Here is a 23205-nt window from a genome sequence, read left to right as displayed (position 1 = left end):
GCGGCGCCCCCCCGGAAAGGCGCCAGCCGCCTATCCGGTGAGCGCCGGGCCGGCGATCCAGCGGTCGAGCGCCTTGCGGGTGCGCTCGGCGCCGAGCTCGATCACCGCGCGCATCGCCTCGCGCGTCGCGTCCTCGTCGCCGGCCTCCATCGCGTCGACGATGCGCGCGTGATTGACGGCGACTTCGGCGATCAGGGCCGGGTCGTTGGCCGGCGAACTCAGTTTGAGGGTGATCGCCATCGCCGCTTCGATGAGGCTGCCGATCGCCCGCATGAACGGGTTGCGCGAGATGTCGGCGACGGCGAGATGAAATTCCAGGTCGACGGTCGCGATGCTCGCTCGGTCGTGCCGCGCGTCGCCCAGCCGTCCGACGATCTCGCGCAGCCGGGCGATGTCTTCCGGCGTGGCGCGCCGGGCCGCGAGGGCCGCGGCGGCGGGCTCGAAGGCGAGGCGCATGGTGGCGAGGTCGAAGACGAAATCGTCGTCGAGACCGGCCTCGACGCGCCAGCGCAGCACTTCCGCGTCGAGGAGGTTCCAGCGGACCGGGTCGAGCACCCGCGTCCCCACCCGCGCCTTGGGCTGGATCAGCCCCTTGGCGGCAAGCGTCTTCATCGCCTCGCGCAGCACGGTGCGCGAGACGCCGAAACGGGCGCTCAGCTCCTTGTCGCCGGGCAGGATGGTGCCGGGCGCGACGTCGCCGCGGACGATCTCGCGGCCGATGGCGGCCACGACATGGGCATGGCTGGTGCGCGGCGCGCGGTCGGTGATGGTGTTGTCGAGGAGGCCCATCACGCCGGGCTGTGGCCGAGGGCGGCCCCGCCGCGCCGCGCCGACAGCCAGACCAGCCCGCGCTGCAGCACGATGAAGGCGAACAGCAGGAAGCCAATGACGATCTTCGTCCACCAGCTCGAGAGCGTCCCGTCGAAGACGATATAGGTCTGGATGAGGCCCATGATCATGATCCCGAGGAAGGTCCCGGCGACGAAGCCCGAGCCGCCGGTCAGCAGCGTGCCGCCGATCACCACCGCGGCGATCGCGTCGAGCTCGACGCCGACGGCGGCCAGCGAATAGCCGGCGGAGGTGTAGAGGGAAAGCACGATCCCCGACAGGCCGGCGAGGAAGCTCGACATCGCATAGATGCCGATCGTGGTCCGGGCGACCTTGACGCCCATGAGTTCGGCCGACTGGCGGCTGCCGCCCAGCGCATAGACGTTGCGGCCGAAGCGCGTGCGGTGGGCGACGAGGATGCCGACGGCGAAGACCGCCAGCATCACCATGCCGACGAAGGTCAGCCGGCCGCCGCCCGGCAGGCGGATCCACAGGTCCTGAAGCCCGTCGTAGAAGGGATGGTCGATCGCCACCGACTGGGTCGACACGACGAAGGCCATGCCGCGGGCGAAGAACATGCCGGCCAGCGTCACGATGAAGGCCGGCATGGCGAGATAATGGATCATCGCGCCCATCACTCCGCCGAAGGCTGTCGCGAGCAGTAGGACGAGGACGATCGCGGCGATCGGGTGAATTCCCCACTCGCCGACCGCCACGGCGATGAAGATGCCGGCGAAGGCGATGACCGAGCCGATCGACAGATCGATGCCGCCCGAAAGGATGACGAAGGTCATGCCCACCGCGGCGATGCCGAGAAAGGCGTTGTCGGTCAAAAGATTGCCGATGACCCGGGTCGACAGCATGTTGGGGAACTGCGCGATGCAGAGCGCATAGGCGATCAGGAACACCGCAAGCGTCGTGACGAGGGCGAAATAGCGCGAGGTGATCATCGCACGGGGCTCCGCTTGCGGCTTTCGGACCGCTCGCGGGCCCGGCCGAAGAAGCCGAAGGCCGAGCGGCTGGTCGGCGACTGGACGACGAGGATGACGACGATGATCGCCGCCTTGATGATCAGGTTGAATTCCGGCGGGAAGCCCGCGAGCAGGATGCCGGTATTGACCGACTGGATGATCATCGCGCCGATCAGCGAGCCGGCGATGGAGAAGCGGCCGCCGAGCAGGGAATTGCCGCCGACGACGACGGCGAGGATCGCGTCGAGCTCCAGCCACAGCCCGGCATTGTTGGCGTCGGCGCCTCTGATGTCGGCCGCCGCGACGATGCCGGCGACGGCGGCGCAGAGGCCCGATGCGGCGTAGACCGCGACCAGCAGCGAGCTGGTGCCGATGCCGGCGAGACGCGAGGCCCGGCGGTTGATGCCGATCGCCTCGATCAGCATGCCGAGCGCGGTGAAGCGGACGAGGGCTGCGACGAGAAGCCCGAGCACGACCCAGAGGATGACCGGCACCGGCATGCCGGCCACCGACCCGCTGCCGAGGAAGATCAGGCCGGGATCGTTGAAGGTCAGGATGACGCCTTCGGTGACCAGCTGGGCGATGCCGCGCCCGGCGACCATCAGGATCAGCGTCGCGATGATCGGCTGGATGCTGAAGAAGGCGACCAGCGCGCCGTTCCAGAGGCCGCAGAGAATGCCGATGCCAAGCGCCGCGCCGATCGTCGCGCCAAGCGAATAGCCGCCGGTGATGGCTGCCGCCGCGACGGCGCCGGTGATCGCCATCACCGCGCCGACCGACAGGTCGATGCCCCTGGTGGCGATGACGAGGGTCATGCCGATCGCCAGCAGCGCCACCGGCGCGCCGCGATTGACCACGTCGATCAGGCTGCCGTAGAGCCGGCCGTTCTGGTAGGCGATGTCGAGGAAGCCGGGCGAGATCGCCGTGTTGAGCGCCAGGATGACGAACAGGGCGATGATCTGCGGCAACAACCGGACGACGGGTGCGGGCAGGCTCATGGCCGCGCCTCGTCGGGCGAGCCCGCGGCGATCGCCGCCATGATCGCGCCGGTGGAGATGTCGTCGCCGGAAAGTTCGCTGACATGGCGGCGGTCGGCGAGCACCCGGACGCGGTTCGAATAGGCCACCAGTTCCTCGAGTTCCGAGGAGATGACGAGCAGCGCCATGCCGTCGTCGCAGAGCTTCTCGACCAGACGGATGATCTCGGCATGGGCGCCGACATCGATGCCGCGGGTCGGCTCGTCGAGGATCAGGAAGCGCGGATCAATGGCCAGCCAGCGGGCGAGAATCACCTTCTGCTGATTGCCGCCCGACAGGAACTTGATCGGCGTCTCGCGGTCGGCGGTGCGGATGTCGAGCGCTTCGATGTAGCGGTCGGCGATCGCCTCCTGCTCGCGCCGCGACAGCGGCTGCGCCCAGCCTTTTCGCGCCTGCAGCGCCAGCACGATGTTCTCGCGCACCGACAGGTCCTCGACGATGCCGTCCTGCTTGCGGTCCTCCGGGCAGAAGCCGAAGCCGGCGGCAATCGCCGCCCTGGGCGATGCGAGCGGCCTTGCCGCGCCGTCGATCTCGGCGGTGCCGGAATCCGGTTGGGCGATGCCGAAGAGCAGTTCGGCGGTCTCTGTCCGCCCGGAACCGAGCAGGCCGGCGACCCCCACCACCTCGCCGCGACGGATGTCGAGGTCGAACGGCTCGATCGCGCCGCGCCGGCCGTATCCGGTGAAACGCGCCAGCAGCTCGCCGGGCGCAGCATCCTCGGCCGACGCCCGCCGACTCTCTTCCGCCAGAAGCTCGTGGCCGAGCATCATCGAGACCAGTTCAAGCCGCCCGAGGCCCGCGATCGGCCGTGTGTCGATCAGCCTGCCGTTACGCAGCACCGTTACCCGGTCGGCGAGGCGGAAGACCTGATCGAAGAAATGCGTGATGAAGACGATGCCGAGACCGCGGCCCCGCAGGTCACGGATGATGTCGAACAGCGTCGCGACCTCGGCGGCGTCGAGGCTCGCCGTCGGCTCGTCGAGGATCAGCACCTTGCCGGAGAGGTCGACGGCCCGGGCGATGGCGACGATCTGGCGGATCGCCACCGAATAGCTGCCGAGCAGCACGTCGACATCGATATCGAGGCCGTAGCCGGCGAGCACGGCTTTCGCCTGGCGGTTCATCGCTTTCGTGTTGATCAGGCCGAAGCGGCGCGGCTCGCGGCCGAGGAAGAGGTTCTCGGCGACGGTGAGGTTCTCCAGAAGATTGACCTCTTGGTAAACCGTGCCGATGCCGAGGCGCTGGGCGTCGGTGACGTCGCGCGGGTCGATGGCCTCGCCATCCAGACGGATCTCGCCGGCATCGCGGTGATAGGCCCCCGTCAGGACTTTTATCAGCGTCGACTTGCCGGCGCCGTTCTCGCCCAGCAGCGCATGCACCTCGCCGGCTTGCAGCGTAAAGTCGACGCGGTCGAGCGCCTTGATGCCGAGAAAACTCTTGGTGATGGCGCGCGCGCTCAACAGCGGCTCGTCGCTCATTGCCTGCTCCGCGCACGCGTTATTCAAGGATTGCCAAGACTGGCCCATGCAAGGCCGGGAGCCGCTGCCGTAGCGCGGCTCCCGCTCCGCTCGTCAGTAGCCGAGGCCCTTCTTCTCCTCGTAGACCGCCATCGGGTCGTCGGCCTGCGTGTAGAGCTTGGATTCCGTCTGGATGAACTTCGGCGGCATGGTGCCGTCGGCCTTGAACTTCTCCAGCGCGTCGAAGGCCGGGCCCGCCATGTTCGGCGTCAGCTCGACCGTGGCGTTCGCCTCGCCCGCCGCCATCGCCTGGAAGATGTCCGGCACCGCGTCGATCGACACGACGAGGATGTCCTCGCCCGGCTTCAGGCCGGCTTCCTTGATCGCCTGAATCGCGCCGACCGCCATGTCGTCGTTGTGGGCGTAGAGCGCGCAGATGTTCTGGCCGCCGCCTTCCGCCTTCAGGAAGCTCTCCATGACTTCCTTGCCCTTGGTGCGGGTGAAGTCGCCGGTCTGTGCCCGCACGATCTCGATGTTGTCGTGCCCGGCGATCGCCTCGGCGAAGCCGTTCTTGCGGTCGATCGCCGGCGAGGAGCCGGTCGTGCCTTCCAGCTCGACGACGTTGCATTCCTTGTCGCCGACCGTTTCGACCAGCCATTCGCCGGCGACCCGGCCCTCATGCACGAGATCGGAGCCGACCGCCGTCAGGTAAAGGTCGTCCGAGGAATCGACCATGCGGTCGAGCAAGACGACGGGGATCTCGGCCTCCTGCGCCTCTTCCAGCACCTGGTCCCAGCCGGTGGCGACGACCGGGGCGAGCAGGATCGCGTCGACGCCCTGCGCGATGAAGGAGCGGATCGCCTTGATCTGGTTCTCCTGCTTCTGCTGCGCGTCGGCGAATTTCAGGTCGATGCCGCGCTTCTCGGCCTCCTGCCGGGTCACCGAAGTCTCGGCGGCGCGCCAGCCGGACTCCGAACCGATCTGCGAAAATCCGACCGTCATGTCGGCGGCCATCGCCGACGAGGACAGCAAGGCTGCGGCAAGAACGGCCGCGCCGGCATGTTTCATGAAACGCATGCGATCACCTCCCAGTGTTGAAAGCCGGTCTCCCGCCGACCGCTTAAGGTCGTATGATAATACTTTTGCTGTCAAGCTCCGTGACGGCGCGGTCATCAGGCTTTTGCGTCGCCGGCGAAATCCGCTAGAGCGGGCGCAGGAACTAGCGAAAGCGAAGGCAGGCGATGACCATCCGCGTCCATAAAGGCGATCTTCCCGACATTTCCCGCTATAGCGGGCCTGTCGCCATCGACACCGAGACGCTCGGCCTCGACACGCGGCGGGACCGGCTCTGCGTCATCCAGCTGTCGCCGGGCGACGGCACGGCGGACGTGGTGCAGATCGCCAAGGGCCAGCGCGAGGCGCCGAACATCGCCGCGCTGCTCCGCGACGCCTCGAAGACCAAGATCTTCCACTATGCCCGCTTCGACGTGGCGGCGCTCTATCACGCCTTCGGCGTGATGACCGACGGCATCTTCTGCACCAAGATCGCCTCGCGCCTGACCCGCACCTATACCGACCGGCACGGGCTGAAGGACTTGGCGCGCGAGCTGATCGGCGTCGACCTCTCCAAGCAGCAGCAATCCTCCGACTGGGCGGCCGAGACGCTGACCCCGGCGCAGGTCGAATATGCCGCCTCCGACGTCCTCTACCTCCACGACATCATGGGCGGGCTCTACAAGCGGCTGGAGCGCGAGGACCGCATGGACCTCGCCAAGGCCTGCTTCGCCTTCCTGCCGACGCGCGCCCGCCTCGATCTCGCAGGCTGGGACGAGGAAGACATTTTCTCCCACTCGGTCTGACCTGCCGGCGCACCGCGCTCCGGCGGATAGCCACGGGCCGCGCCGCCGCTCGCCCTGCCATCGAAGGAAGCCGCATGGCCTTGTTCTATCGCCGCGCCCTGGCGGCGCTTGCCCTTGCCTTGGTCGTGACGCCGGCGGCCGGTCAAGACGCAGCCATGGGCGACTCCGCGCCGCCCATCGTCTTCGTCCATGGCGACCGCGACGGCGCCGGGTTCTGGACCACCACGCTCTGGCGGTTCGAATCCAACGGCTACCCCGCCGACTTCCTGTTCGCGGCGGACATCGACCATCCGGCCGCGCCGACCCTCGACACGGTGCCGGAGGAGAACCGCTCCTCGACCGGGGACGCCGCCAGCGCCGTCGCGACGACGGTGGATCGGGCGCTCGCCGAGACCGGCGCCGCGCAAGTGGCGATCGTCGCCCACGGCCGCGGCTGTCAGACGGCGCGCAACTACGTGAAGAATTTCGGCGGCGCCGCGAAGGTCGCCCGGCTGGTGCTCGCCGGCTGCCTCAGCCACGGCGCCTATCGCAATCCGCAGGAGCAGCTTGACGCCGAGTTTAACGGCGCCGGGCACTTCCTGACCAGCCTCAATGCCGGCGGCGAGGTGCCGGAGGGCATTCCGACCACCGTGCTGCGCTCGGACCGCTTCGACCTCTACGCCCAGCCGGACGGACGGTTCATCGGCCTGCCGGGGGAGTCGACGGGCGTGTCCTATGACGCTCCGGCGCTCGAAGGCGCCGACAACCTCGTCCTGGAAGGACTCGACCACCGCGAGACCGCGACCGCGCCGGAGGCCTTCATCGCCATCCACAACGCAGTCGCCGGCCAACCGCCGGCGCGTCTCGACATCGAGCCCGAGACGGCGCCGCAGATTTCGGGCGAGATTTCCGGCTGGGCCAACGGCGCCCCGACCAACGTGGCCCTCGAGGGCGCGAGGCTCACCGTCTACGCCGTCGATGCCGAGACGGCCGAACGCCAGGGAGAGCCGGTCCTGCGCCAGACCGTCGCCGCGGACGGGCGCTATGGCCCGCTGACTGTCGAGCCCGACCAGCCCTACGAATTCGTCGTCGAGGCCGAGGGCCATCCGACGACGCGCATCTATCGCGCCGCCTTTCCGCGCTCCACCGAGATCGCCGACCTCCGGCTGTTTCCCGCCGAGGCGGCGCCCGTCGCCGGCCAGCTCTTGTCCGGCGAGGTGGTCAACATGATGCGCCCGCGCGGCTATTTCGGCATCGACGACAATGCGACGCTCGACGCGCTGCCGGTGGCGAGCCGGCCGGAAGCCGAGCCGGTGCCCGCCGTCTGGATCTCGGCGGTCGCGGTTCCCGATACGGCAGCACGTGCCGTCATCGGCGGGTTCGACGGCGAGACCATCGCGGCGCGGACGACGCCGGATGACGCGAGCGACGTCATCTGGATCGAATTGCGCGACTAATTGCGCCCGGGCAGCGGGCCGGATGCTGCTTTCGCCGCGAAGCAGCGTCCCGGCGGTTGCCACGACGGCACCTTCGCCTCTAAGCCGGTAGGGACGGGCCGTTGCTGGGCGCGAACAGGACAGTGTGTGTGACGCAAGAAAAGCCAGGCTTTACCGAGAGCGAGCGAAGCGAAGCGATCCGGAGCTTCGATATTCTCGATACGCCGCCGGAAGCGGAGTTCGACGATCTGGCCCGGATCGCGGCGGAAGTCTGCGGAACGCCGATCGCGCTGGTCAGCCTCGTCGACGTGGAACGGCAATTCTTCAAGGCCGAACTCGGGCTCGGCGTGCGCGAGACGCCGATCGCGACGTCGTTCTGCGCCCATGCGCTGCTGGTGGACGACATTCTCGTCATTCCCGACGCGACGAAGGATTCGCGCTTCGACGGCAATCCGCTGGTCTACGAGGACCCGAAGGTCCGCTTCTATGCCGGCGCCCTCCTGAAGACCCGCGAGGGCGTGCCAATTGGCACGATGTGCGTCCTCGACCACAAGCCGCGCGAGCTCGACGAGAACCAGCTCCGGACGCTGCGGCTGCTGGCGCGGCAGGCGATGACGCAGCTGGAGCTGCGCCGCTCGCTGGCGGCGACGCAACAGGCGCTGCGCGAGGCGAAGGAGCTGGAAACGCGGCACCGCCAGATCGTCGACAGCGCCGTCGATTTCGGCATCATCACGCTCGACCTCGACGGCCGCGTCACCTCCTGGAGCGTCGGTGCGGAGGAGATCCTCGGCTGGAGCGAGGCCGAGATGATCGGCCGGCCCGCGGACGTGTTCTTCACCGAGGACGACCAGGTCGCCCGCGTTCCCGACCAAGAGATGCAGGCTGCGCAGGAACGCGGCCGCGGCTCCGACGAACGCTGGCACAAGCGCCGCGACGGCAGCCAGTTCTGGGCTTCGGGCGAGATGATGCCGTTGCGCGATGACGACGCCAATCACCTCGGCTACGTCAAGATCCTGCGCGACCGCACGCTGCAGCACCAGGCCGAGGCGCAGCGCCTCGAGCTGACGCGCGAAATGTCGCACCGGATGAAGAACAGCTTCGCGATGGTCCAGTCGATCGTCGGCCAGAGCCTGCGCACGGCATCCTCGGTCGCCGAGGCTCGCGACTCGATCGGCACGCGCATCGAGGCGCTGGCCCGCGCGCAGGACATCCTCACCCAGACCAGCGGCACCCATGCGGCGATCGGCGAGGTCGTGCGGGACGCGCTGGCGCCGTATCGCACCGGCGAGGGACGGTTCGACGTGAACGGCCCGGAACTCGAACTGACCGCCCAGCAGGTGGTCGGCCTGTCGCTGGCGCTGCACGAACTCGCCACCAACGCCGTCAAGCACGGCGCGCTGTCGGAGCCCGGCGGCTGCGTCGACATCACCTGGCAGCACACGGAAGACAACGGCTTCGTCTTCGACTGGCGCGAACATGGCGGCCCGGCGGTCACGCCGCCGACGCGCACCGGCTTCGGCACGCGGCTGATCGAGCGCATCGTCGGCCCGTATTTCGACGGCAAGGCAACGCTCGGCTTCGAACCGGAGGGCGTGACCTTCCGGCTCGTCGGCATGGTGGGGCAGTCGGTCGATTCGAGGGGAGAGGGTGCGGGGTAGGCGCTGGCAGCCGGCAGGCTGATCATCGCCGCGCAGTCCGACTGTTAGATAAGCCAGCCAAATCGCGAGCGGGTGGTTGCTGGGCGTGTTCAGGTGGAAGTGATTTGGTGGAGCCAAGCGGGATCGAACCGCTGACCTCTACAATGCCATTGTAGCGCTCTCCCAGCTGAGCTATGGCCCCACGCCGCCGTCAGGCGGAAGACGCGGCCCCTGGGTGCGGGCCGCGTGGTGTGGCGGGTTCATATGAAAGTCCGCCACGAAGATCAAGCGATTTCCGACAGCACCGGACAAGGGCGTCGGGAGGGCGGCCACCGCGAGGGCAGCCGCGCCGTCGGACGTTCAGTCGTCGTCGTCGTCGCGGCCGCCGCCGATGATGTCGGCGACGTCGTCGTCGTCCTCGTCTTCCTCGTCCGGCAGGAACGTGTCGTCGTCGTCGGCCGTGTCCTCGTCGTCGGTCTCGTCGACATCCGGAAGATCGGGCGTCGCGTCGTCCGATTCCTCTTCCTCGACCTCGCTGAGTGAGACGGTGTTCGGGGTGGCCTCGACCTCGACGGTCTCGACCTCCTCCTCTTCCTCTTCCGCTTCCTTCACCACCTTCTTCTTGGAGGCGACGGCTTCGATCTCGAAATAGGAGCGCGGGTAGGTCTTGCCGGTATAGGGCGAGACGATCGGGTCCTTGTTCAGATCGTAGAATTTGCGGCCCGTTTCCGGATCGATCCGCTTGGTGCCGAGTTCGGGTTTGGCCATGCTTGCCTCGTCGTCGTTCTGCCGCCGTACCCTCCGGCCGCAGGCGCGGCGGATGATCGGCAGGGTGGCGGGGGACCGGCCGCCGCGCCGCGGTGTCATCCGTTGCGAATGCGCCGCCGGCACGATGGTTGCCGCGTTCCCGGTCCGTTGAAAATCGGTTGGTCCCTTACGGCGTCCCCCAGCCCTTGTCAAAGCCGGATCGCGGAGACAGAAAGGGCGCGGTCGCACCGAGCCTGCCGGGTCGGCGCGACAAGCGCGCCATCGGCGGGAAAAGCGCCGCGGAATCGGGCGCCGCCGCCAGCCAGGAACAGGGATGCATCATGCACGGAACCACGCGGCCACGGCCGCTCGCCACGCGAGACGCCGGGAAGCTGAGCGGCCGGGTCAAGGTGCCGGGCGACAAGTCGATCTCGCACCGTGCCTTTCTGTTCGGCGGCCTCGCCAGCGGCACGACCCGTGTCCGCGGCCTGCTCGAGGGCGAGGACGTGATCGCCACCGGCAACGCCATGCGCGCCATGGGCGCGCGGATCCGCAAGGAGGGCGAGACCTGGATCGTCGACGGCGTCGGCAATGGCTGCCTGCTGGAGCCCGAGGAAGTTCTCGATTTCGGCAATGCCGGCACCGGCGCGCGGCTGACGATGGGCCTGGTCGGTTCCTATGATTTCGGCGCGACCTTCGTCGGGGACGCCTCGCTGTCGAAGCGGCCGATGGGCCGGGTGCTCGATCCGCTGCGGCTGATCGGCACGCAGGTCGTCGCGCGCTCCGGCGACCGGCTGCCGCTGTCGCTCCGGGGGCCGCGGGTCGCAGCCCCGATCGAATATCGCGTGCCGATGGCCTCGGCGCAGGTGAAGTCGGCGGTTCTCCTCGCCGGCCTCAACGCGCCGGGCACGACGACGGTGATCGAGACGGTGATGACGCGGGACCACACCGAGAAGATGCTGGCCGGCTTCGGCGCGGTGATCGGGGTGGAGACCGACGGAGATGGCGTCCGCCACATCCGCCTCGAGGGCCAGGGCAACCTGACCGGCGTCGCCGATTTCGAGGTGCCGGGCGATCCCTCCTCGGCCGCCTTCCCCATCGTCGCGGCACTCATCGTACCGGGCTCGGACGTCACCATCGAGAACGTCCTGATGAACCCGACCCGCACCGGGCTGATCGAGACGCTGATCGAGATGGGCGGGTCGATCGAGATCATCAACCGGCGGATCCCCGGCGGCGAGGACGTCGCCGACCTCAGGGTCCGCCACTCGACGCTCAGGGGGGTCACGGTACCGCCCGAGCGCGCGCCGTCGATGATCGACGAATACCCGGTCCTCGCGGTCGCTGCTGCGTTCGCGTCAGGCACCACGGTGATGCGCGGCCTCGAGGAGCTGCGCGTCAAGGAGAGCGACCGGCTGGCCGCCGTCGCGGCGGGGCTGGCCGCCAACGCCATCGCCCACGAGACGGGCGAGGACTGGCTGACCGTCACCGGCGACCCGGACGGGCGAGGCTATGGCGGCGGGACGGTCGCGACGCATCTCGACCACCGCATCGCCATGAGCTTCCTGGTACTGGGCATGGCCTGCAAGGCGCCGGTCACCGTCGACGACGCACGGATGATCGCCACCAGCTTCCCCGCCTTCGAGCCGATGATGGCGGGCCTCGGTGCCGGCTTCGACGATGTTGCGGGCTGAGCATTGACGGCGGCCGTCGTCCTTGTGGTCCTGTTCCTGCCGGCCGCCTTCATCTACGGGCGGTTCCGGGCTCGACATCTCAGGCAGAGCCGCCCGACGCTCGGGGGCCGGCTGGCGGGGCTGCTGCCGATGCCGGCCTTCCTGGCGGCATGCGGGGCGATGGCGATCGTCCATGAGACCGGAGACGCCGGCGCGCTCGTCACCGGCAACGGCGTCATCGACGCGGTGCTGACCCTCGGACGCTGGATCGGCCAGATCGAGCTGATCCTGTTCATGGTCGCCGGGCCCTACCTCCTCGGCGTCCTGATCGCCGCCTTGCTGCTCGCGCTCGACGCGCGCGGCTTCCTCACGCTCGCCGCACCGGTGCCCCTCGCGCCGGGTCTAGACGACACCGTTGCCAAGGATCCCTTGTCATGAGCCGTCCCCTCACCATCGCCATCGACGGGCCGGCGGCGGCCGGCAAGGGCACGCTCGCCAAGCGCGTGGCGGCGCATTACGGCCTGCCCTATCTCGATACGGGCTTGCTCTACCGGGCGGTCGGCAAGCTCGCTGCCGAAGCCGGCGGCGATCTCGACGACCCCGACGCGATGGCGGCCTTCGCCGCGCGCCTCGACACGTCGCATCTCGACGACGGCACGCTGCGCGGCCACGAGGCCGGAGAACTCGCCTCGCGCGTCGCCGTCCACCCGCCGGTCCGCGACGCGCTGACGGCGTTCCAGCGCAGCTTTGCCATGGGCGAGGCGGGCGCCGTCCTCGACGGCCGCGACATCGGCACGGTGATCTGCCCCCAGGCGCGGGTGAAGATCTTCGTCACCGCCAGCGCCGAGGTGCGGGCCCGAAGGCGCACCGACGAATTGCGGGCCAAGGGCCGCGATGTCGCCTATGAGCGGATCCTGGCGGAGGTGAAGGAACGCGACGCCCGCGACGCCGGACGCAGCGTCGCGCCGCTCAGGCCGGCGGCCGACGCGCACTTGCTGGACACCAGCGAATTGGGTATAGAAGCGGCGTTCCGGGCGGCCTGCGACGTGATCGATCGATCTCTCGCCAACCCGGACGACGATTAGAGGGCGGCCTTCGCAAGACGGTCCGCCCTTTCGGCTATCGGCCGAAAGCGGGCCATCTGCCCGTCCTGCATGATGAACACTGCCCGGCCGCGGTTCCTCGCGCCGAACGAAATCGCCTCCTGCCAAGAGCGGAGGAATTTCGGGTCCGCCCGCATCATCGCGGCACCGGACCGGACCGCGCCACGGGTAAACGCAACACCAGACCGGGGCCTCAGCCTCACGGCGCGGCGCTTTTCGCCCATCGAAGCGGCGAAGAGTTTCCAAGGAGACAGAATGTCGAACGCAAACCCGTCGCGCGAGGATTTCGCCTCGCTGCTCGAAGCCTCGTTCCATGAACAGGACGTGGCCGAGGGCATGGTGGTCAAGGGGACCGTCGTCGCGATCGAAAAGGACATGGCCGTCATCGATGCCGGCCTGAAGGTCGAGGGCCGTGTCGCCCTCAAGGAATTCGGCGGCCGCGCCGGTGGCGACCTGAAGGTCGGCGACACCGTCGAGGTCTATGTCGAGCGCATCGAGAATGCCCTCGGCGAGGCCGTGCTGTCGCGCGACAAGGCGCGCCGCGAAGAGAGCTGGGTCAAGCTCGAAGAGAAGTTCAACGCCAACGAGAAGGTCGAAGGCCAGATCTTCAACCAGGTCAAGGGCGGCTTCACGGTCGACCTCGACGGCGCCGTGGCCTTCCTGCCGCGCAGCCAGGTCGACATCCGGCCGATCCGCGACGTCACGCCGCTGATGAACACGCCGCAGCCCTTCCAGATCCTCAAGATGGACAAGCGCCGCGGCAACATCGTCGTGTCGCGTCGTACCGTCCTCGAGGAGAGCCGGGCCGAGCAGCGTTCGGAGATCGTCCAGAACCTCGAAGAGGGCCAGACGGTCGACGGCATCGTCAAGAACATCACCGACTACGGCGCCTTCGTCGATCTCGGTGGCATCGACGGCCTGCTGCACGTCACCGACATGGCCTGGCGCCGCGTCAACCATCCGACCGAGATCCTGCAGATCGGCCAGACGGTGAAGGTCCAGATCATCCGCATCAACCAGGAGACGCATCGCATCTCGCTGGGCATGAAGCAGCTCGAGGCGGATCCCTGGGACGGCATCGGGGTCAAGTACCCGATGGGCGTCAAGGTCACCGGACGCGTCACCAACATCACCGACTACGGTGCGTTCGTCGAGCTGGAGCCGGGCATCGAAGGCCTCATCCACGTCTCGGAAATGTCCTGGACCAAGAAGAACGTCCATCCGGGCAAGATCCTCTCCACCTCCCAGGAGGTCGAGGTCGTCGTGCTGGAGGTCGATCCGAACAAGCGCCGCATCTCGCTCGGCCTGAAGCAGACGCTCTCCAATCCGTGGGAGTCGTTCCGCGACCAGTTCCCGATCGGCACGATCGTCGAGGGCGAGGTCAAGAACAAGACCGAGTTCGGCCTGTTCATCGGTCTGGATGGCGATGTCGACGGCATGGTCCACCTCTCCGATCTCGACTGGAACCGTCCGGGCGAGCAGGTCATCGAGGAGTTCAACAAGGGCGACATGGTGAAGGCTCAGGTTCTCGACATCGACGTCGAGAAGGAGCGCATCTCGCTCGGCATGAAGCAGGTCGGCGGCGATCCGTTCGTCGATGCTGCCGAGGCCGGCGAAGTCCGCCGCGGTGCGGTGGTCACCTGCGAGATCACCGAGATCAAGGAAGGCGGGCTTGAGGTCAAGATCGTCGACACCGATCTCACCTCGTTCATCCGTCGCTCCGATCTCGCCCGCGACCGGGACGAACAGCGTCCCGAGCGCTTCCAGGTCGGCCAGAAGCTCGACGCCCGCGTCACGCAGTTCGACAAGAAGGCGCGCCGCGTCGGCGTGTCGATCAAAGCGCTGCAGATCTTCGAGGAGAAGGAAGCGGTGCAGCAGTACGGTTCGTCCGACTCCGGCGCTTCGCTCGGCGACATTCTCGGCGCAGCCCTCAAGGGCCGCGGCGACGAGGAATAGTCGGCAACCGGCTCCGGCCGGTTCCACGTGAAACAAAAGGCCCGCGGCGATCACTCGCTGCGGGCCTTTTTCGTTGGTGCGCCGGAGGAAGAAGCCGACAGGCCGTCGCGCCCGGCCGCGTCAGGCGGCTTCGTCCAGGCTTTCGACGATGACGTTGCCGTTGGTGTAGATGCAGATCTCGCCGGCGATCTTCATCGCGCGCCGGGCGATCTCCTCGGCGTCGTACTCCGTGTCGGCCAGCGCCCGCGCCGCGGCCAGGGCGAAATTGCCGCCTGAGCCGATGGCGATGACGCCATGCTCGGGCTCCAGAACGTCGCCGTTGCCGGTCAGCGTCAGCGTCACCTGGCGGTCGGCGACGATCATCATCGCCTCCAGCCGGCGCAGGTAGCGGTCGGTGCGCCAGTCCTTGGCGAGCTCGACGCAGGCGCGCATCAGCTGGTCGGGATATTGCTCGAGCTTCGCCTCGAGCCGCTCCAGCAGGGTGAAGGCGTCGGCGGTCGCCCCGGCGAAGCCGGCGATGACCTCGCCGCCCTTGCCGATACGACGGACCTTGCGGGCGTTGCCCTTCATCACCGTGTTGCCGAGCGAGACCTGGCCGTCGCCGGCGATCACCACCTTGCCGCCCTTGCGGACGGCGACGATGGTGGTGCCGTACATCGTCGCCGGGTCGTGGCTTTCCATGCTCATACTTGCGATCCTTTCATCCGGCGCCGCCTCGAAAGCCGCGGCGGCCGCCGATCCGCGCCGCATGTGGGCGCTCGGCCGGGTTTTTCCAAGTTGGCCCTCGCCAGTTGGCATCGATGCGGGCCGGATGATAGAAGCCGGGCGCAACCCCTCAAAGGTGACGAGATGGCCGAGACAGCCGGGCGGCGCGACGCCGTCGTCGAGCGCAAGACCAACGAGACCAAGATCCGCGTCCGCGTCGATCTCGACGGCACCGGCCGTTCGACGATCGCCACCGGCGTCGGATTCTTCGACCACATGCTCGAACAGCTCTCCCGCCACTCGCTGATCGACATGGAGATCGAAGCCGACGGCGACCGCCACATCGACGACCACCACTCGGTCGAGGACACCGGCATCGCGCTCGGCCAGGCGATCCGCAAGGCGCTCGGCGAGCGGCGCGGCATCCGCCGCTATGCCTCGCTGGACCTCGCCATGGACGAGTGCCTGACCCGCGCGGCGATCGACGTCTCGGGCCGGCCGTTCCTGGTCTTCGACGCGCGATTCCAGCGCGAGAAGATCGGCAGCTTCGACACCGAGCTGGTGCAGGAATTCTTCCAGGCGCTGGCCCAGAACGCCGGCGTGACGCTGCACATCACCAGCCTCTATGGCACCAACGCCCACCATGTCGCCGAGACCTGCTTCAAGGCGGTGGCGCGGGTGCTCGGCGACGCCGTCGCGATCGATCCGCGGCAGGGCGACCTCGTGCCTTCTACCAAGGGCATGCTGGCGTGAGCGGCCCATGGCGCTGACCCGCTACATCGTCTTCGAGCCGCCGGCTTCGTCGGGCGCCACCGACGCGGCGGTGTTCGTGCGCGACCGGTTCTCGGTCTGGGCGTTGCTGGTGCCGTTCCTCTGGCTGCTGCGCTACGGGCTCTGGGTCTCGGCCGTGGTCGTGCTCGTCGCCGGCTTCGGCCTCGCCTGGCTGGGCAGCGTCGAGGGCTTCGGCCTTGCCGGGACGGTGCTGCCGATCCTCGTCGGCATCCTCGTCGCGCTTGAGGGGCCGAGCCTGCGCGCCGCGAAATACCGTCGCAAGGGCTGGCGCGAGGCGGCGGCCTTCCATGCCGACGACCCTGCCGAGGCCGAGCTGATCTATTACGGCTCGCCCCGCCGCGAGGCCGCCGAGCCCACGCCGGTGCTCGCCCAGGCACCGTGGAAGAGCGTGCCGCGGGCGCCCCGCCCCGCCGCGACCGGCGGCTTCTTCGACGCCATGAAGGCCCGCTGACCGATGCAGACTGTCGCCATCATCGACTACGGCTCCGGCAATCTGCGCTCGGCCGCCAAGGCCTTCGAGCGCGCGGCCCGCGAGGCGGGCGCAGACGCCGACATCGTCCTCACCGACGATCCCGAGACGGTGCGCCGGGCCGACCGGGTGGTCCTGCCGGGTGTCGGCGCCTTCGCCGATTGCCGCGCCGGCATCGACGCGGTGTCCGGCCTCACCGAGGCGCTGCGCGAGGCGGTGGAGGTTCAGGCGAAACCCTTCCTCGGAATCTGCGTCGGCATGCAGCTGATGGCTTCGCGCGGCCACGAGAAGAGCGTGACGGAAGGCTTCGGCTGGATCCCCGGCGACGTCGTCCACATCACGCCGTCGGACCCGGCGCTGAAAGTGCCGCAGATCGGCTGGAACACCATCAAGGCGCATCGCGAGCATGCGCTGCTCGCCGGCATTCCCACCGGCGAGTCCGGGCTGCACGCCTATTTCGTGCACTCCTACCACCTCGTCGCGGAAAACGCGGCCGATGTCCTGGCGAGCGCCGAGTATGGCGGCACGGTCACCGCGATCGTCGCCAGCGGCAACAAGGCGGGCACGCAGTTTCATCCGGAGAAGAGCCAGGCGCTGGGTCTCGCGCTCATCGGCAATTTCCTGAAATGGAAGCCGTAAGAGACCGTTTCGCCACGGCGATATGATCCAGGTCAATCCGCCGGGGCATGAGCCGCGGTATCGGGGGCGGGCGACCCCACTCCTGACGCCGAGGCAAGGCATGTCGACACGCTTTCGAATCGCGATGCTGCTCTACGGCATGATCAACGCCGTCATCTTCGGCTTCGGCATCATCCTGGTGCTGAGCTTCCCGGAGATTTCCGAGGCTTGGCCGTACATCATCCCGGTCGTCGTGGTGGCGAGCTTCATCATCGCCGCGCCGATCGCCTGGATGATCGCCCCGCGCCTGCGCGCCCGCTATTGGCGGGACCGATAGGTCCCGGCCTTCGCGGAGGAAGCATACGGGGTTGCCGGATGCAGCGGAGGGTGGAAGAAGCGGTCTTCCCGACCCTTCTGCGAGAGCCCATGCCCATTCTCTTTCCCGCCATCGACCTCAAGGACGGCGCCTGCGTGCGCCTCAAGCTCGGGCTGATGGAAGAGGCCACGATCTACAACGCCGATCCGGCGGCGCAGGCGCGTGAGTTCCGCGATGCGGGCTTCACCCATCTCCACGTCGTCGATCTCAACGGCGCCTTCGAGGGCCGGGCGGTCAATGGCGCAGCCGTCGACGCGATCATCGCGGCGGTCGGCCAGGACATGCGCGTGCAGCTCGGCGGCGGCATCCGGACGATGGCCGACATCGAGGCCTGGCTCGAAAAGGGCCTGTCACGGGTGATCCTCGGCACCGTGGCGGTGCGCGATCCGGACCTCGTCAGGGCGGCGGCGAAGCGGTTTCCCGGCCGCATCGCCGTCGGCATCGACGCCAAGGGCGGCAAGGTGGCGGTCGAGGGCTGGGCGGAGACGTCGCAGCTGACCGCCGTCGACCTCGCCCGGCAGTTCGAGGATGCCGGCGTCGCGGCGATCATCTACACCGACGTCGACCGGGACGGGATCCTGGCCGGCATCAACTGGGAGGCGACCATCGATCTCGCCGGCGCCGTGTCGGTCCCGGTGATCGCCTCGGGCGGCCTTGCCTCGATCGCCGACGTGGTGCGGCTCACCATGCCGGACGCGCAGCTCCTGGAAGGCGCGATCTCCGGCCGGGCGCTCTATGACGGGCGGATCGACGCCGCCGAGGCGCTGCGGGTGCTCGGCGCGGCGGGCTGACTTCAGCCGGCACCATCATTCGGAGGCTTATGACGACTCCGCCAGGAACGACGCCACCGCGGCGTTGAACGCTTCCGGCGCGTCGAGATTGGAGACGTGCCCGGCCTCGACGGTGACGATCTCCGCCCGTCCGATGCGGCGGGCGATCTCGCCGGCGTGGTCGATGACCAGCTGCGTCTCGTGGCGGCCGATGATGACGAGGCAGGCGATGTCGAGGGCGCGGATCGCCGCCGGGTCGGCCGCGACGATCGCCGCATAGGCGGCCACCACGGCGTCGGCCGGCATGGTTGAAAATCCTTCGACGAAATGCCGCTCGGCATCCGCGCCGACCCATTCCTCGCCGAAGATCCTCTTTGCGCCGGCAATGCCCCAGCGCGCCGTGCGGTGCTGGCCGAGAAGCGCGAACGCCGCCGGCAGGATGCGCTGCGGCCCGAGCCATTCCAGCGCCGCCCGCAACGGCCCGTGGAGCGACAATGCCAGCGGCGTGTCGGCGAGCACCATCGCGGCGACGCGCGCCGGCCGGTGCGCCGCCATTTCCAGCGCCACCATGCCGCCCAGCGAGACGCCGCAGAGGGCGGCGCGCTCGATCCCCAGCGCGTCGAGGAAGCCGAACGCGTCGACCGCGAGGCTCTCGACGGACATCGCGGTCGTATCGCCCAGCGTCTCGCCATGGCCGCGCAGGTCCGGCGCCAGCAGGCGGTAGTCGCTCGCCAGCCCGGCGATCTGCGGACGCCAGACGGATTTGGTCTGCACCGCGCCGTGCAGGCACAGCACCGGCAGGGCCGATACCGGGCCTGCCTCGAGATAGGCGACGGTGAGGTCGCCGGCGACGACCGATCGCGTGGCCAGGGTCTCTTGCAATGTCACGATCAGGCTTCCCGCTGATGGCTGCTTCGTCCGACCGGACGGTGGTCCCGCCAAGCCTATACAGGCATCGGTCGGCAAGTCGGCCGCGAATTCGCGGCCGACTTGCGGCTTCGGCGATGGTTCGCCGCCAGGAGCCGATTCGCGCTGCCTCTTGCCGAGTTCCCTCGCGGCGTCGCATAAGGCGCGCACCAGCACAGCAACCGGCCGGCGCCCTCGACGATGCCCGTTCCCGATCCGATCCTTTTTCGCCAGCAATGCGCCGCTCCCGGCGCCGCGATGGCTCGCGGCGCGCCGCGGCAGACCAGGCACCTTCCATGACCCTCAAGGCGCGCATCATTCCGTGTCTCGACGTCAAGGACGGACGGGTGGTCAAGGGCGTCAATTTCGAGGGTCTGGTCGACGCGGGCGATCCGGTGGAGGCGGCGCGCGCCTATGACGCCGCCGGCGCCGACGAGCTCTGCTTCCTCGACATCACCGCCTCCTCCGACAATCGCGAGACGATCCTCGACGTCGTCTCCCGGACCGCCGAGCAGTGCTTCATGCCGGTCACCGTCGGCGGCGGCGTGCGCACCGTCGCGGATGTGCGCCGCCTGCTGCTGGCCGGCGCCGACAAGGTGTCGATCAACACCGCCGCGGTGCAGCGCCCCGAGCTCGTCGCCGAGGCGGCGCATAAATTCGGCGACCAGTGCATCGTCGTCGCCATCGATGCGCGGCGCGTGGCCGACGGCTCGGCCGCGCCGCGCTGGGAGATATTCACCCATGGCGGCCGCACCGCGACGGGCATCGACGCAGTGGAGTTCGCCCGCCGCGTCGTCTCGCTCGGCGCCGGCGAGATCCTGCTGACCTCGATGGACCGCGACGGCACCAAGTCCGGCTTCGACATCGACCTGACCCGCGCCGTCGCCGATGCCGTCGCCGTGCCGGTCATCGCTTCGGGCGGGGTCGGCACGCTCGACCATCTGGTCGAGGGCGTGCGCGACGGCCACGCAGCGGCGGTGCTGGCCGCCTCGATCTTCCATTTCGGCACCCACACGATAGCCGAAGCCAAGGCCCACATGGCGGAGGCCGGCATCCCGATGCGGCTCGATCCGGCCTTCCAGGCGATCGCCGACCGGGCCTGACCGCCCGGCTCTTCGAAAGGCTCAAAAGCTTGCAGTTCACCCTCGCCGATCTCGAGACCATCGTCGCCGCGCGAGCCGCATCCGGCGACACGAAAGCGTCCTATACGGCAACGCTTGCGGCACGCGGCGTCGAACACGTCGCCAAGAAGCTCGGCGAAGAGGCAACGGAGACGGTGATCGCGGCCGTCTCGCAGGACGATGCAAGCCTCGTCTCGGAAAGCGCCGACCTGCTCTATCACCTGATCGTGCTGCTGCAGGTCCGAAAGGTGCCGCTGGCCGACGTCATGGCCGAGCTCGGTCGCCGCACCAGCCAGAGCGGCATCGCCGAGAAGGCCGCCAGGCCCGATGCATCCGGGGCCGGTACGCACGACGAATGATGGACCAGCTGACACCCTCGAAATTCTCGCCCTACCGCGTCTTCACCGCGGCGGAATGGGCGAAGTTTCGGGCCGACACGCCACTGACGCTGACCGAGGACGAAGTCCGCCGGCTGCGTTCGATCGGCGATCCGGTCGATCTCGACGAGGTGGCGCGGATCTATCTGGCGGTGTCGCGACTGCTCTACGCGCATGTCGAATCCTCGCAGCTGCTGTTCCGCCAGCGCCAGAGCTTCCTGTCGGGCGGCCTGCCGGTGAAGAAGACCCCGTTCATCATCGGCATCGCCGGCTCGGTGGCGGTCGGCAAGTCGACCACGGCGCGCATCCTGAAGGAGCTTTTGGCCCGCTGGCCGTCCTCTCCCAAGGTCGATCTCGTCACCACCGACGGCTTCCTCTATCCGAACGCCGTGCTGGAGGCCGAAGGGCTGATGCAGCGCAAGGGCTTTCCGGAAAGCTACGACGTCGGGTCGATCCTGCGCTTCCTCTCCGACATCAAGGCCGGCCGGCCCCGCGTCGAGGCGCCGGTCTATTCGCATTTCGTCTACGACGTCGTGCCCGGCCAGCGGATCACCATCGACCGGCCGGACATATTGATCTTCGAGGGGCTGAACGTCCTGCAGGTGCGCGAGATGCCGAAGGACGGAAAGGCAGTGCCGTTCGTCTCCGACTTCTTCGACCATTCGATCTATATCGACGCCGACGAGGCGGAGATCCGCCGCTGGTATGTCGAGCGCTTCATGCGGCTGCGCGAGACCGCCTTCCGCGAGGCGGATTCCTTCTTCCACCGCTACTCGCAGATCCCCGAGGACGAGGCGCAGGCCATCGCCGAGGCGCTGTGGCGCGACATCAACGGCAAGAATCTCTACGAGAACATCCTGCCGACCCGGCCCCGCGCCGACCTGATCCTGCGCAAGGGCCCGAACCATCTCATCGAACAGGTGGCGCTGCGCAAACTCTGAACGTGGGGGCGCAAGCGCCGAGCGGCCGGCCGCTCAGCCAGGAACCGTCACCCGGCGCAGCGTCAGGTTGATCCGGCCGCCATTCTTCAGGAGCGTCGAGGTCGCCGGATAGATCCGGTCGACGCCGTGGTGGCAGAGCCGCCCCTCGCCGCCGAGGATCACCACGTCGCCCGAGCGCAGCCGCAGCGATGTGGTGCGTCCGCCCCGTGTCGTCTCGCCGATGCGGAACAGGCAGTCGTCGCCGAGCGAGATCGAGACGACGGGCGCCGCCAGATCCTTTTCGTCGCGGTCCTGGTGGAGGCCCATCTTCGCCGTCTCGGCATAGAAATTGACCAGGCAGGCCTCCGGCGGATGGTCGTAGGCCGAGACCTCCTCCCACAGCGCCAGCAGCGACGACGGCATGGCCGGCCATGGCCTGCCGGTCACCGGATGGGTCGGCTGGTATCGGTAGCCGGCGCGGTCGGATACCCAGCCGAGCGAACCGCAATTGGTCATGCGCACCGACAGCTTCTTGCCGGTGCGGGGCATTTCCGGAGAATAGAGCGGCGCCTCCGCCACCACCGCCCGAATGCTGTCCAGCAGCGCGATCTGCGCGTCGCGGTCGAGATGGCCCGGTATGTGCCGGACGCCTTTGGGCAGTACGTTCACGGATAGGGCCTCATTGCCGCCGGGCCGGCGCGTCGCTCAGGACAGGTAGCCGAGCTGCGCGGCGAGGGCGACGGCATGGGTGCGGTTGGAGGCGTTCATCTTGCGCTGCGCCGCAGTCAGATATTGCGAGATCGTGTATTCCGACAGGGACAGGATGAGGCCGATCTCCGAGGACGTCTTGCCCAGCATGGCCAGCTTCAGGCAGTCGCGCTCGCGCCCCGAAAGCGGATTGTTGCGGCGGTTTTCCTCGAATCTTGCCGCCGCCAGCATGCCGAAGAGGGCGAAGGCGAAGACATGCAGCTCGCGCAGCGCCTGGGCCGAGAGATCGGGTTCGGCCCCGGCGAGCGACAGCGCGCCGTTGAAGGCGGTCAGCCCGTGCACGGGAAACAGCGCGCCGGCCAGATAGGACTCCGCCGTGAGCATCCGGGCCGCCGGGCTCGGATCGGGCTCGTCGGCGCCGTACAGCGTGTCGATGTCCCAGACGAAGGGCATCGGATCGGTCTTGAGCGCGCCCAGCACCAGCTTGAAGCGATGCAGCCCGAGCTGGTCGTAGCTGCGCACGAAGCCGTCGGACCAGTTGCCGAACAGGAACCGCGTCGCGGTGCCGCCATCGTCGGTCGAGGGCATGACCAGCGCTGCCGCATGGGAAAAGCCGTAATCGCCGGCGACATCGTCGAGAAGCCGGCGGAGCGACGGCTCGTCCCAGTCCGTCGGAAAGGCGGCAAGGCGGGCCAGGGCGCCCGTCATGCCGGCAGCCCGGAGGGCGGGCAGGCAAGCCTCGATCCTGTCCCCCTTGTCC

The 23205-nt window shown here is 68.5% G+C and carries 25 protein-coding genes and 1 tRNA gene; 15 read left to right on the top strand and 11 right to left on the bottom strand.

Translation table 11 applies throughout. From position 1 onward, the window contains the following. Nucleotides 1–30: 30 nt before the first annotated feature. The 5 genes from GGR03_RS20880 to ytfQ form a co-directional block, all read right to left on the bottom strand. A complete protein-coding gene (locus GGR03_RS20880) occupies nt 31–789 on the bottom strand; it encodes a FadR/GntR family transcriptional regulator (RefSeq protein ID WP_183210734.1) in 759 nt (252 codons plus the stop codon). Continuing rightward, nucleotides 789–1778 carry a galactofuranose ABC transporter, permease protein YjfF gene (yjfF, locus tag GGR03_RS20875; RefSeq protein WP_210292243.1) on the bottom strand — a complete coding sequence of 330 codons (990 nt, stop codon included), beginning with the start codon at nt 1776–1778 and terminating at the stop codon, nt 789–791. Before yjfF ends, GGR03_RS20880 begins: the two co-directional genes overlap by 1 nt. After that, nucleotides 1775–2797 carry an ABC transporter permease gene (locus GGR03_RS20870; RefSeq protein WP_183210733.1) on the bottom strand — a complete coding sequence of 341 codons (1023 nt, stop codon included), beginning with the start codon at nt 2795–2797 and terminating at the stop codon, nt 1775–1777. Before GGR03_RS20870 ends, yjfF begins: the two co-directional genes overlap by 4 nt. Continuing rightward, complete coding sequence (gene ytfR, locus GGR03_RS20865; RefSeq protein ID WP_183210732.1) at nt 2794–4314, bottom strand: galactofuranose ABC transporter, ATP-binding protein YtfR; 1521 nt, start codon at nt 4312–4314, stop codon at nt 2794–2796. Before ytfR ends, GGR03_RS20870 begins: the two co-directional genes overlap by 4 nt. Before the next feature lie 93 nt (nt 4315–4407). Further along, nucleotides 4408–5361, bottom strand: a complete 954-nt coding sequence (gene ytfQ, locus GGR03_RS20860; protein WP_418885058.1) for a galactofuranose ABC transporter, galactofuranose-binding protein YtfQ — start codon at nt 5359–5361, stop codon at nt 4408–4410. Nucleotides 5362–5534: 173 nt separating this feature from the next. Here ytfQ and GGR03_RS20855 point away from each other — a divergent pair, with 173 nt between their 5' ends. From GGR03_RS20855 to GGR03_RS20845, 3 genes are all read left to right on the top strand, one after another. Next, nucleotides 5535–6152, top strand: a complete 618-nt coding sequence (locus tag GGR03_RS20855; RefSeq protein WP_183210730.1) for a ribonuclease D — start codon at nt 5535–5537, stop codon at nt 6150–6152. Nucleotides 6153–6226: 74 nt separating this feature from the next. Continuing rightward, on the top strand, nt 6227–7588 hold the full coding sequence (locus GGR03_RS20850; protein ID WP_183210729.1) for a hypothetical protein: 1362 nt from the start codon (nt 6227–6229) through the stop codon (nt 7586–7588). A gap of 128 nt (nt 7589–7716) precedes the next feature. After that, entirely contained in the window at nt 7717–9225 is a 1509-nt protein-coding gene (locus GGR03_RS20845; protein WP_183210728.1) for an HWE histidine kinase domain-containing protein, read from the top strand. A gap of 105 nt (nt 9226–9330) precedes the next feature. Here GGR03_RS20845 and GGR03_RS20840 read toward each other — a convergent pair. Further along, nucleotides 9331–9406 (bottom strand) — tRNA-Ala (locus GGR03_RS20840). 158 nt (nt 9407–9564) lie between these two features. Further along, nucleotides 9565–9972, bottom strand: coding sequence for a TIGR02300 family protein (locus tag GGR03_RS20835; RefSeq protein ID WP_183210727.1), 408 nt, complete (start codon nt 9970–9972; stop codon nt 9565–9567). Nucleotides 9973–10292: 320 nt separating this feature from the next. Between GGR03_RS20835 and aroA the strand changes: the two genes are divergently transcribed. The 4 genes from aroA (at nt 10293) to rpsA (ending at nt 14683) form a co-directional block, all read left to right on the top strand. Next, complete coding sequence (gene aroA / locus GGR03_RS20830; protein ID WP_183210726.1) at nt 10293–11645, top strand: 3-phosphoshikimate 1-carboxyvinyltransferase; 1353 nt, start codon at nt 10293–10295, stop codon at nt 11643–11645. Nucleotides 11646–11648: 3 nt separating this feature from the next. Further along, nucleotides 11649–12062 carry a hypothetical protein gene (locus tag GGR03_RS20825; RefSeq protein ID WP_183210725.1) on the top strand — a complete coding sequence of 138 codons (414 nt, stop codon included), beginning with the start codon at nt 11649–11651 and terminating at the stop codon, nt 12060–12062. Beyond that, entirely contained in the window at nt 12059–12709 is a 651-nt protein-coding gene (cmk, locus tag GGR03_RS20820) for a (d)CMP kinase (protein ID WP_183210724.1), read from the top strand. The genes GGR03_RS20825 and cmk overlap by 4 nt, the downstream gene beginning before the upstream one ends. Before the next feature lie 273 nt (nt 12710–12982). Then, nucleotides 12983–14683 carry a 30S ribosomal protein S1 gene (gene rpsA, locus GGR03_RS20815; RefSeq protein ID WP_183210723.1) on the top strand — a complete coding sequence of 567 codons (1701 nt, stop codon included), beginning with the start codon at nt 12983–12985 and terminating at the stop codon, nt 14681–14683. A 120-nt stretch (nt 14684–14803) separates the two neighbouring features. Here rpsA and hslV read toward each other — a convergent pair whose 3' ends face one another. After that, complete coding sequence (hslV, locus tag GGR03_RS20810) at nt 14804–15364, bottom strand: ATP-dependent protease subunit HslV (RefSeq protein WP_183211045.1); 561 nt, start codon at nt 15362–15364, stop codon at nt 14804–14806. Nucleotides 15365–15532: 168 nt separating this feature from the next. Here hslV and hisB point away from each other — a divergent pair, with 168 nt between their 5' ends. The 5 genes from hisB (at nt 15533) to hisA (ending at nt 18434) form a co-directional block, all read left to right on the top strand. Beyond that, nucleotides 15533–16141 (top strand): imidazoleglycerol-phosphate dehydratase HisB, encoded by a 609-nt coding sequence (gene hisB, locus GGR03_RS20805; RefSeq protein WP_183210722.1) that lies wholly within the window; start codon nt 15533–15535, stop codon nt 16139–16141. Nucleotides 16142–16148: 7 nt separating this feature from the next. Beyond that, a complete protein-coding gene (locus GGR03_RS20800) occupies nt 16149–16631 on the top strand; it encodes a DUF2628 domain-containing protein (protein ID WP_183210721.1) in 483 nt (160 codons plus the stop codon). Between the two features lie 3 nt (nt 16632–16634). Next, on the top strand, nt 16635–17288 hold the full coding sequence (gene hisH / locus GGR03_RS20795; protein ID WP_183210720.1) for an imidazole glycerol phosphate synthase subunit HisH: 654 nt from the start codon (nt 16635–16637) through the stop codon (nt 17286–17288). Nucleotides 17289–17388: 100 nt separating this feature from the next. Next, entirely contained in the window at nt 17389–17604 is a 216-nt protein-coding gene (locus GGR03_RS20790; RefSeq protein ID WP_183210719.1) for a hypothetical protein, read from the top strand. Nucleotides 17605–17693: 89 nt separating this feature from the next. Then, entirely contained in the window at nt 17694–18434 is a 741-nt protein-coding gene (gene hisA / locus GGR03_RS20785; protein ID WP_183210718.1) for a 1-(5-phosphoribosyl)-5-[(5-phosphoribosylamino)methylideneamino]imidazole-4-carboxamide isomerase, read from the top strand. Nucleotides 18435–18461: 27 nt separating this feature from the next. Here the strand turns inward: hisA and GGR03_RS20780 are convergent, their stop codons facing one another. Further along, nucleotides 18462–19301 (bottom strand): alpha/beta fold hydrolase, encoded by an 840-nt coding sequence (locus GGR03_RS20780; RefSeq protein WP_183210717.1) that lies wholly within the window; start codon nt 19299–19301, stop codon nt 18462–18464. A 314-nt stretch (nt 19302–19615) separates the two neighbouring features. On the opposite strand from GGR03_RS20780, the gene hisF reads away from it, so the two are divergent. The 3 genes from hisF to coaA are packed head-to-tail and all read left to right on the top strand — an operon-like array spanning nt 19616 to nt 21758. Further along, nucleotides 19616–20422 (top strand): imidazole glycerol phosphate synthase subunit HisF, encoded by an 807-nt coding sequence (gene hisF, locus GGR03_RS20775; RefSeq protein ID WP_183210716.1) that lies wholly within the window; start codon nt 19616–19618, stop codon nt 20420–20422. Between the two features lie 29 nt (nt 20423–20451). Further along, a complete protein-coding gene (locus GGR03_RS20770; RefSeq protein ID WP_183210715.1) occupies nt 20452–20799 on the top strand; it encodes a phosphoribosyl-ATP diphosphatase in 348 nt (115 codons plus the stop codon). Next, entirely contained in the window at nt 20799–21758 is a 960-nt protein-coding gene (gene coaA / locus GGR03_RS20765; protein ID WP_183210714.1) for a type I pantothenate kinase, read from the top strand. Before GGR03_RS20770 ends, coaA begins: the two co-directional genes overlap by 1 nt. A gap of 33 nt (nt 21759–21791) precedes the next feature. Here coaA and GGR03_RS20760 read toward each other — a convergent pair whose 3' ends face one another. Together GGR03_RS20760 and GGR03_RS20755 are read right to left on the bottom strand one after the other, a co-directional pair. Next, the gene (locus GGR03_RS20760) at nt 21792–22406 is read right to left on the bottom strand and encodes an alpha-ketoglutarate-dependent dioxygenase AlkB (protein ID WP_183210713.1); all 615 of its coding nucleotides are present in this window, start codon (nt 22404–22406) and stop codon (nt 21792–21794) included. A 36-nt stretch (nt 22407–22442) separates the two neighbouring features. Continuing rightward, nucleotides 22443–23153, bottom strand: a complete 711-nt coding sequence (locus GGR03_RS20755) for a helix-turn-helix transcriptional regulator (RefSeq protein WP_183210712.1) — start codon at nt 23151–23153, stop codon at nt 22443–22445. Nucleotides 23154–23205 lie beyond the last annotated feature (52 nt).

Origin of the sequence: Aurantimonas endophytica (assembly GCF_014196845.1) — a bacterium.
Taxonomy (GTDB): domain Bacteria; phylum Pseudomonadota; class Alphaproteobacteria; order Rhizobiales; family Rhizobiaceae; genus Aurantimonas; species Aurantimonas endophytica.
Note: the sequence above shows the minus strand (reverse complement) of the source record. Positions and strands in the feature narration are given on the sequence as shown.

What these genes read in the sequence shown, in the direction of transcription:
- GGR03_RS20880 (WP_183210734.1), bottom strand. Translation starts at nt 789, where the DNA reads ATGGGCCTCCTCGACAACACCATCACCGACCGCGCGCCGCGCACCAGC.
- yjfF (WP_210292243.1), bottom strand. Translation starts at nt 1,778, where the DNA reads ATGATCACCTCGCGCTATTTCGCCCTCGTCACGACGCTTGCGGTGTTC.
- GGR03_RS20870 (WP_183210733.1), bottom strand. Translation starts at nt 2,797, where the DNA reads ATGAGCCTGCCCGCACCCGTCGTCCGGTTGTTGCCGCAGATCATCGCC.
- ytfR (WP_183210732.1), bottom strand. Translation starts at nt 4,314, where the DNA reads ATGAGCGACGAGCCGCTGTTGAGCGCGCGCGCCATCACCAAGAGTTTT.
- ytfQ (WP_418885058.1), bottom strand. Translation starts at nt 5,361, where the DNA reads ATGAAACATGCCGGCGCGGCCGTTCTTGCCGCAGCCTTGCTGTCCTCG.
- GGR03_RS20855 (WP_183210730.1), top strand. Translation starts at nt 5,535, where the DNA reads ATGACCATCCGCGTCCATAAAGGCGATCTTCCCGACATTTCCCGCTAT.
- GGR03_RS20850 (WP_183210729.1), top strand. Translation starts at nt 6,227, where the DNA reads ATGGCCTTGTTCTATCGCCGCGCCCTGGCGGCGCTTGCCCTTGCCTTG.
- GGR03_RS20835 (WP_183210727.1), bottom strand. Translation starts at nt 9,972, where the DNA reads ATGGCCAAACCCGAACTCGGCACCAAGCGGATCGATCCGGAAACGGGC.
- aroA (WP_183210726.1), top strand. Translation starts at nt 10,293, where the DNA reads ATGCACGGAACCACGCGGCCACGGCCGCTCGCCACGCGAGACGCCGGG.
- cmk (WP_183210724.1), top strand. Translation starts at nt 12,059, where the DNA reads ATGAGCCGTCCCCTCACCATCGCCATCGACGGGCCGGCGGCGGCCGGC.
- rpsA (WP_183210723.1), top strand. Translation starts at nt 12,983, where the DNA reads ATGTCGAACGCAAACCCGTCGCGCGAGGATTTCGCCTCGCTGCTCGAA.
- hslV (WP_183211045.1), bottom strand. Translation starts at nt 15,364, where the DNA reads ATGGAAAGCCACGACCCGGCGACGATGTACGGCACCACCATCGTCGCC.
- hisB (WP_183210722.1), top strand. Translation starts at nt 15,533, where the DNA reads ATGGCCGAGACAGCCGGGCGGCGCGACGCCGTCGTCGAGCGCAAGACC.
- GGR03_RS20800 (WP_183210721.1), top strand. Translation starts at nt 16,149, where the DNA reads ATGGCGCTGACCCGCTACATCGTCTTCGAGCCGCCGGCTTCGTCGGGC.
- hisH (WP_183210720.1), top strand. Translation starts at nt 16,635, where the DNA reads ATGCAGACTGTCGCCATCATCGACTACGGCTCCGGCAATCTGCGCTCG.
- GGR03_RS20790 (WP_183210719.1), top strand. Translation starts at nt 17,389, where the DNA reads ATGTCGACACGCTTTCGAATCGCGATGCTGCTCTACGGCATGATCAAC.
- hisA (WP_183210718.1), top strand. Translation starts at nt 17,694, where the DNA reads ATGCCCATTCTCTTTCCCGCCATCGACCTCAAGGACGGCGCCTGCGTG.
- hisF (WP_183210716.1), top strand. Translation starts at nt 19,616, where the DNA reads ATGACCCTCAAGGCGCGCATCATTCCGTGTCTCGACGTCAAGGACGGA.
- coaA (WP_183210714.1), top strand. Translation starts at nt 20,799, where the DNA reads ATGGACCAGCTGACACCCTCGAAATTCTCGCCCTACCGCGTCTTCACC.
- GGR03_RS20755 (WP_183210712.1), bottom strand. Translation starts at nt 23,153, where the DNA reads ATGACGGGCGCCCTGGCCCGCCTTGCCGCCTTTCCGACGGACTGGGAC.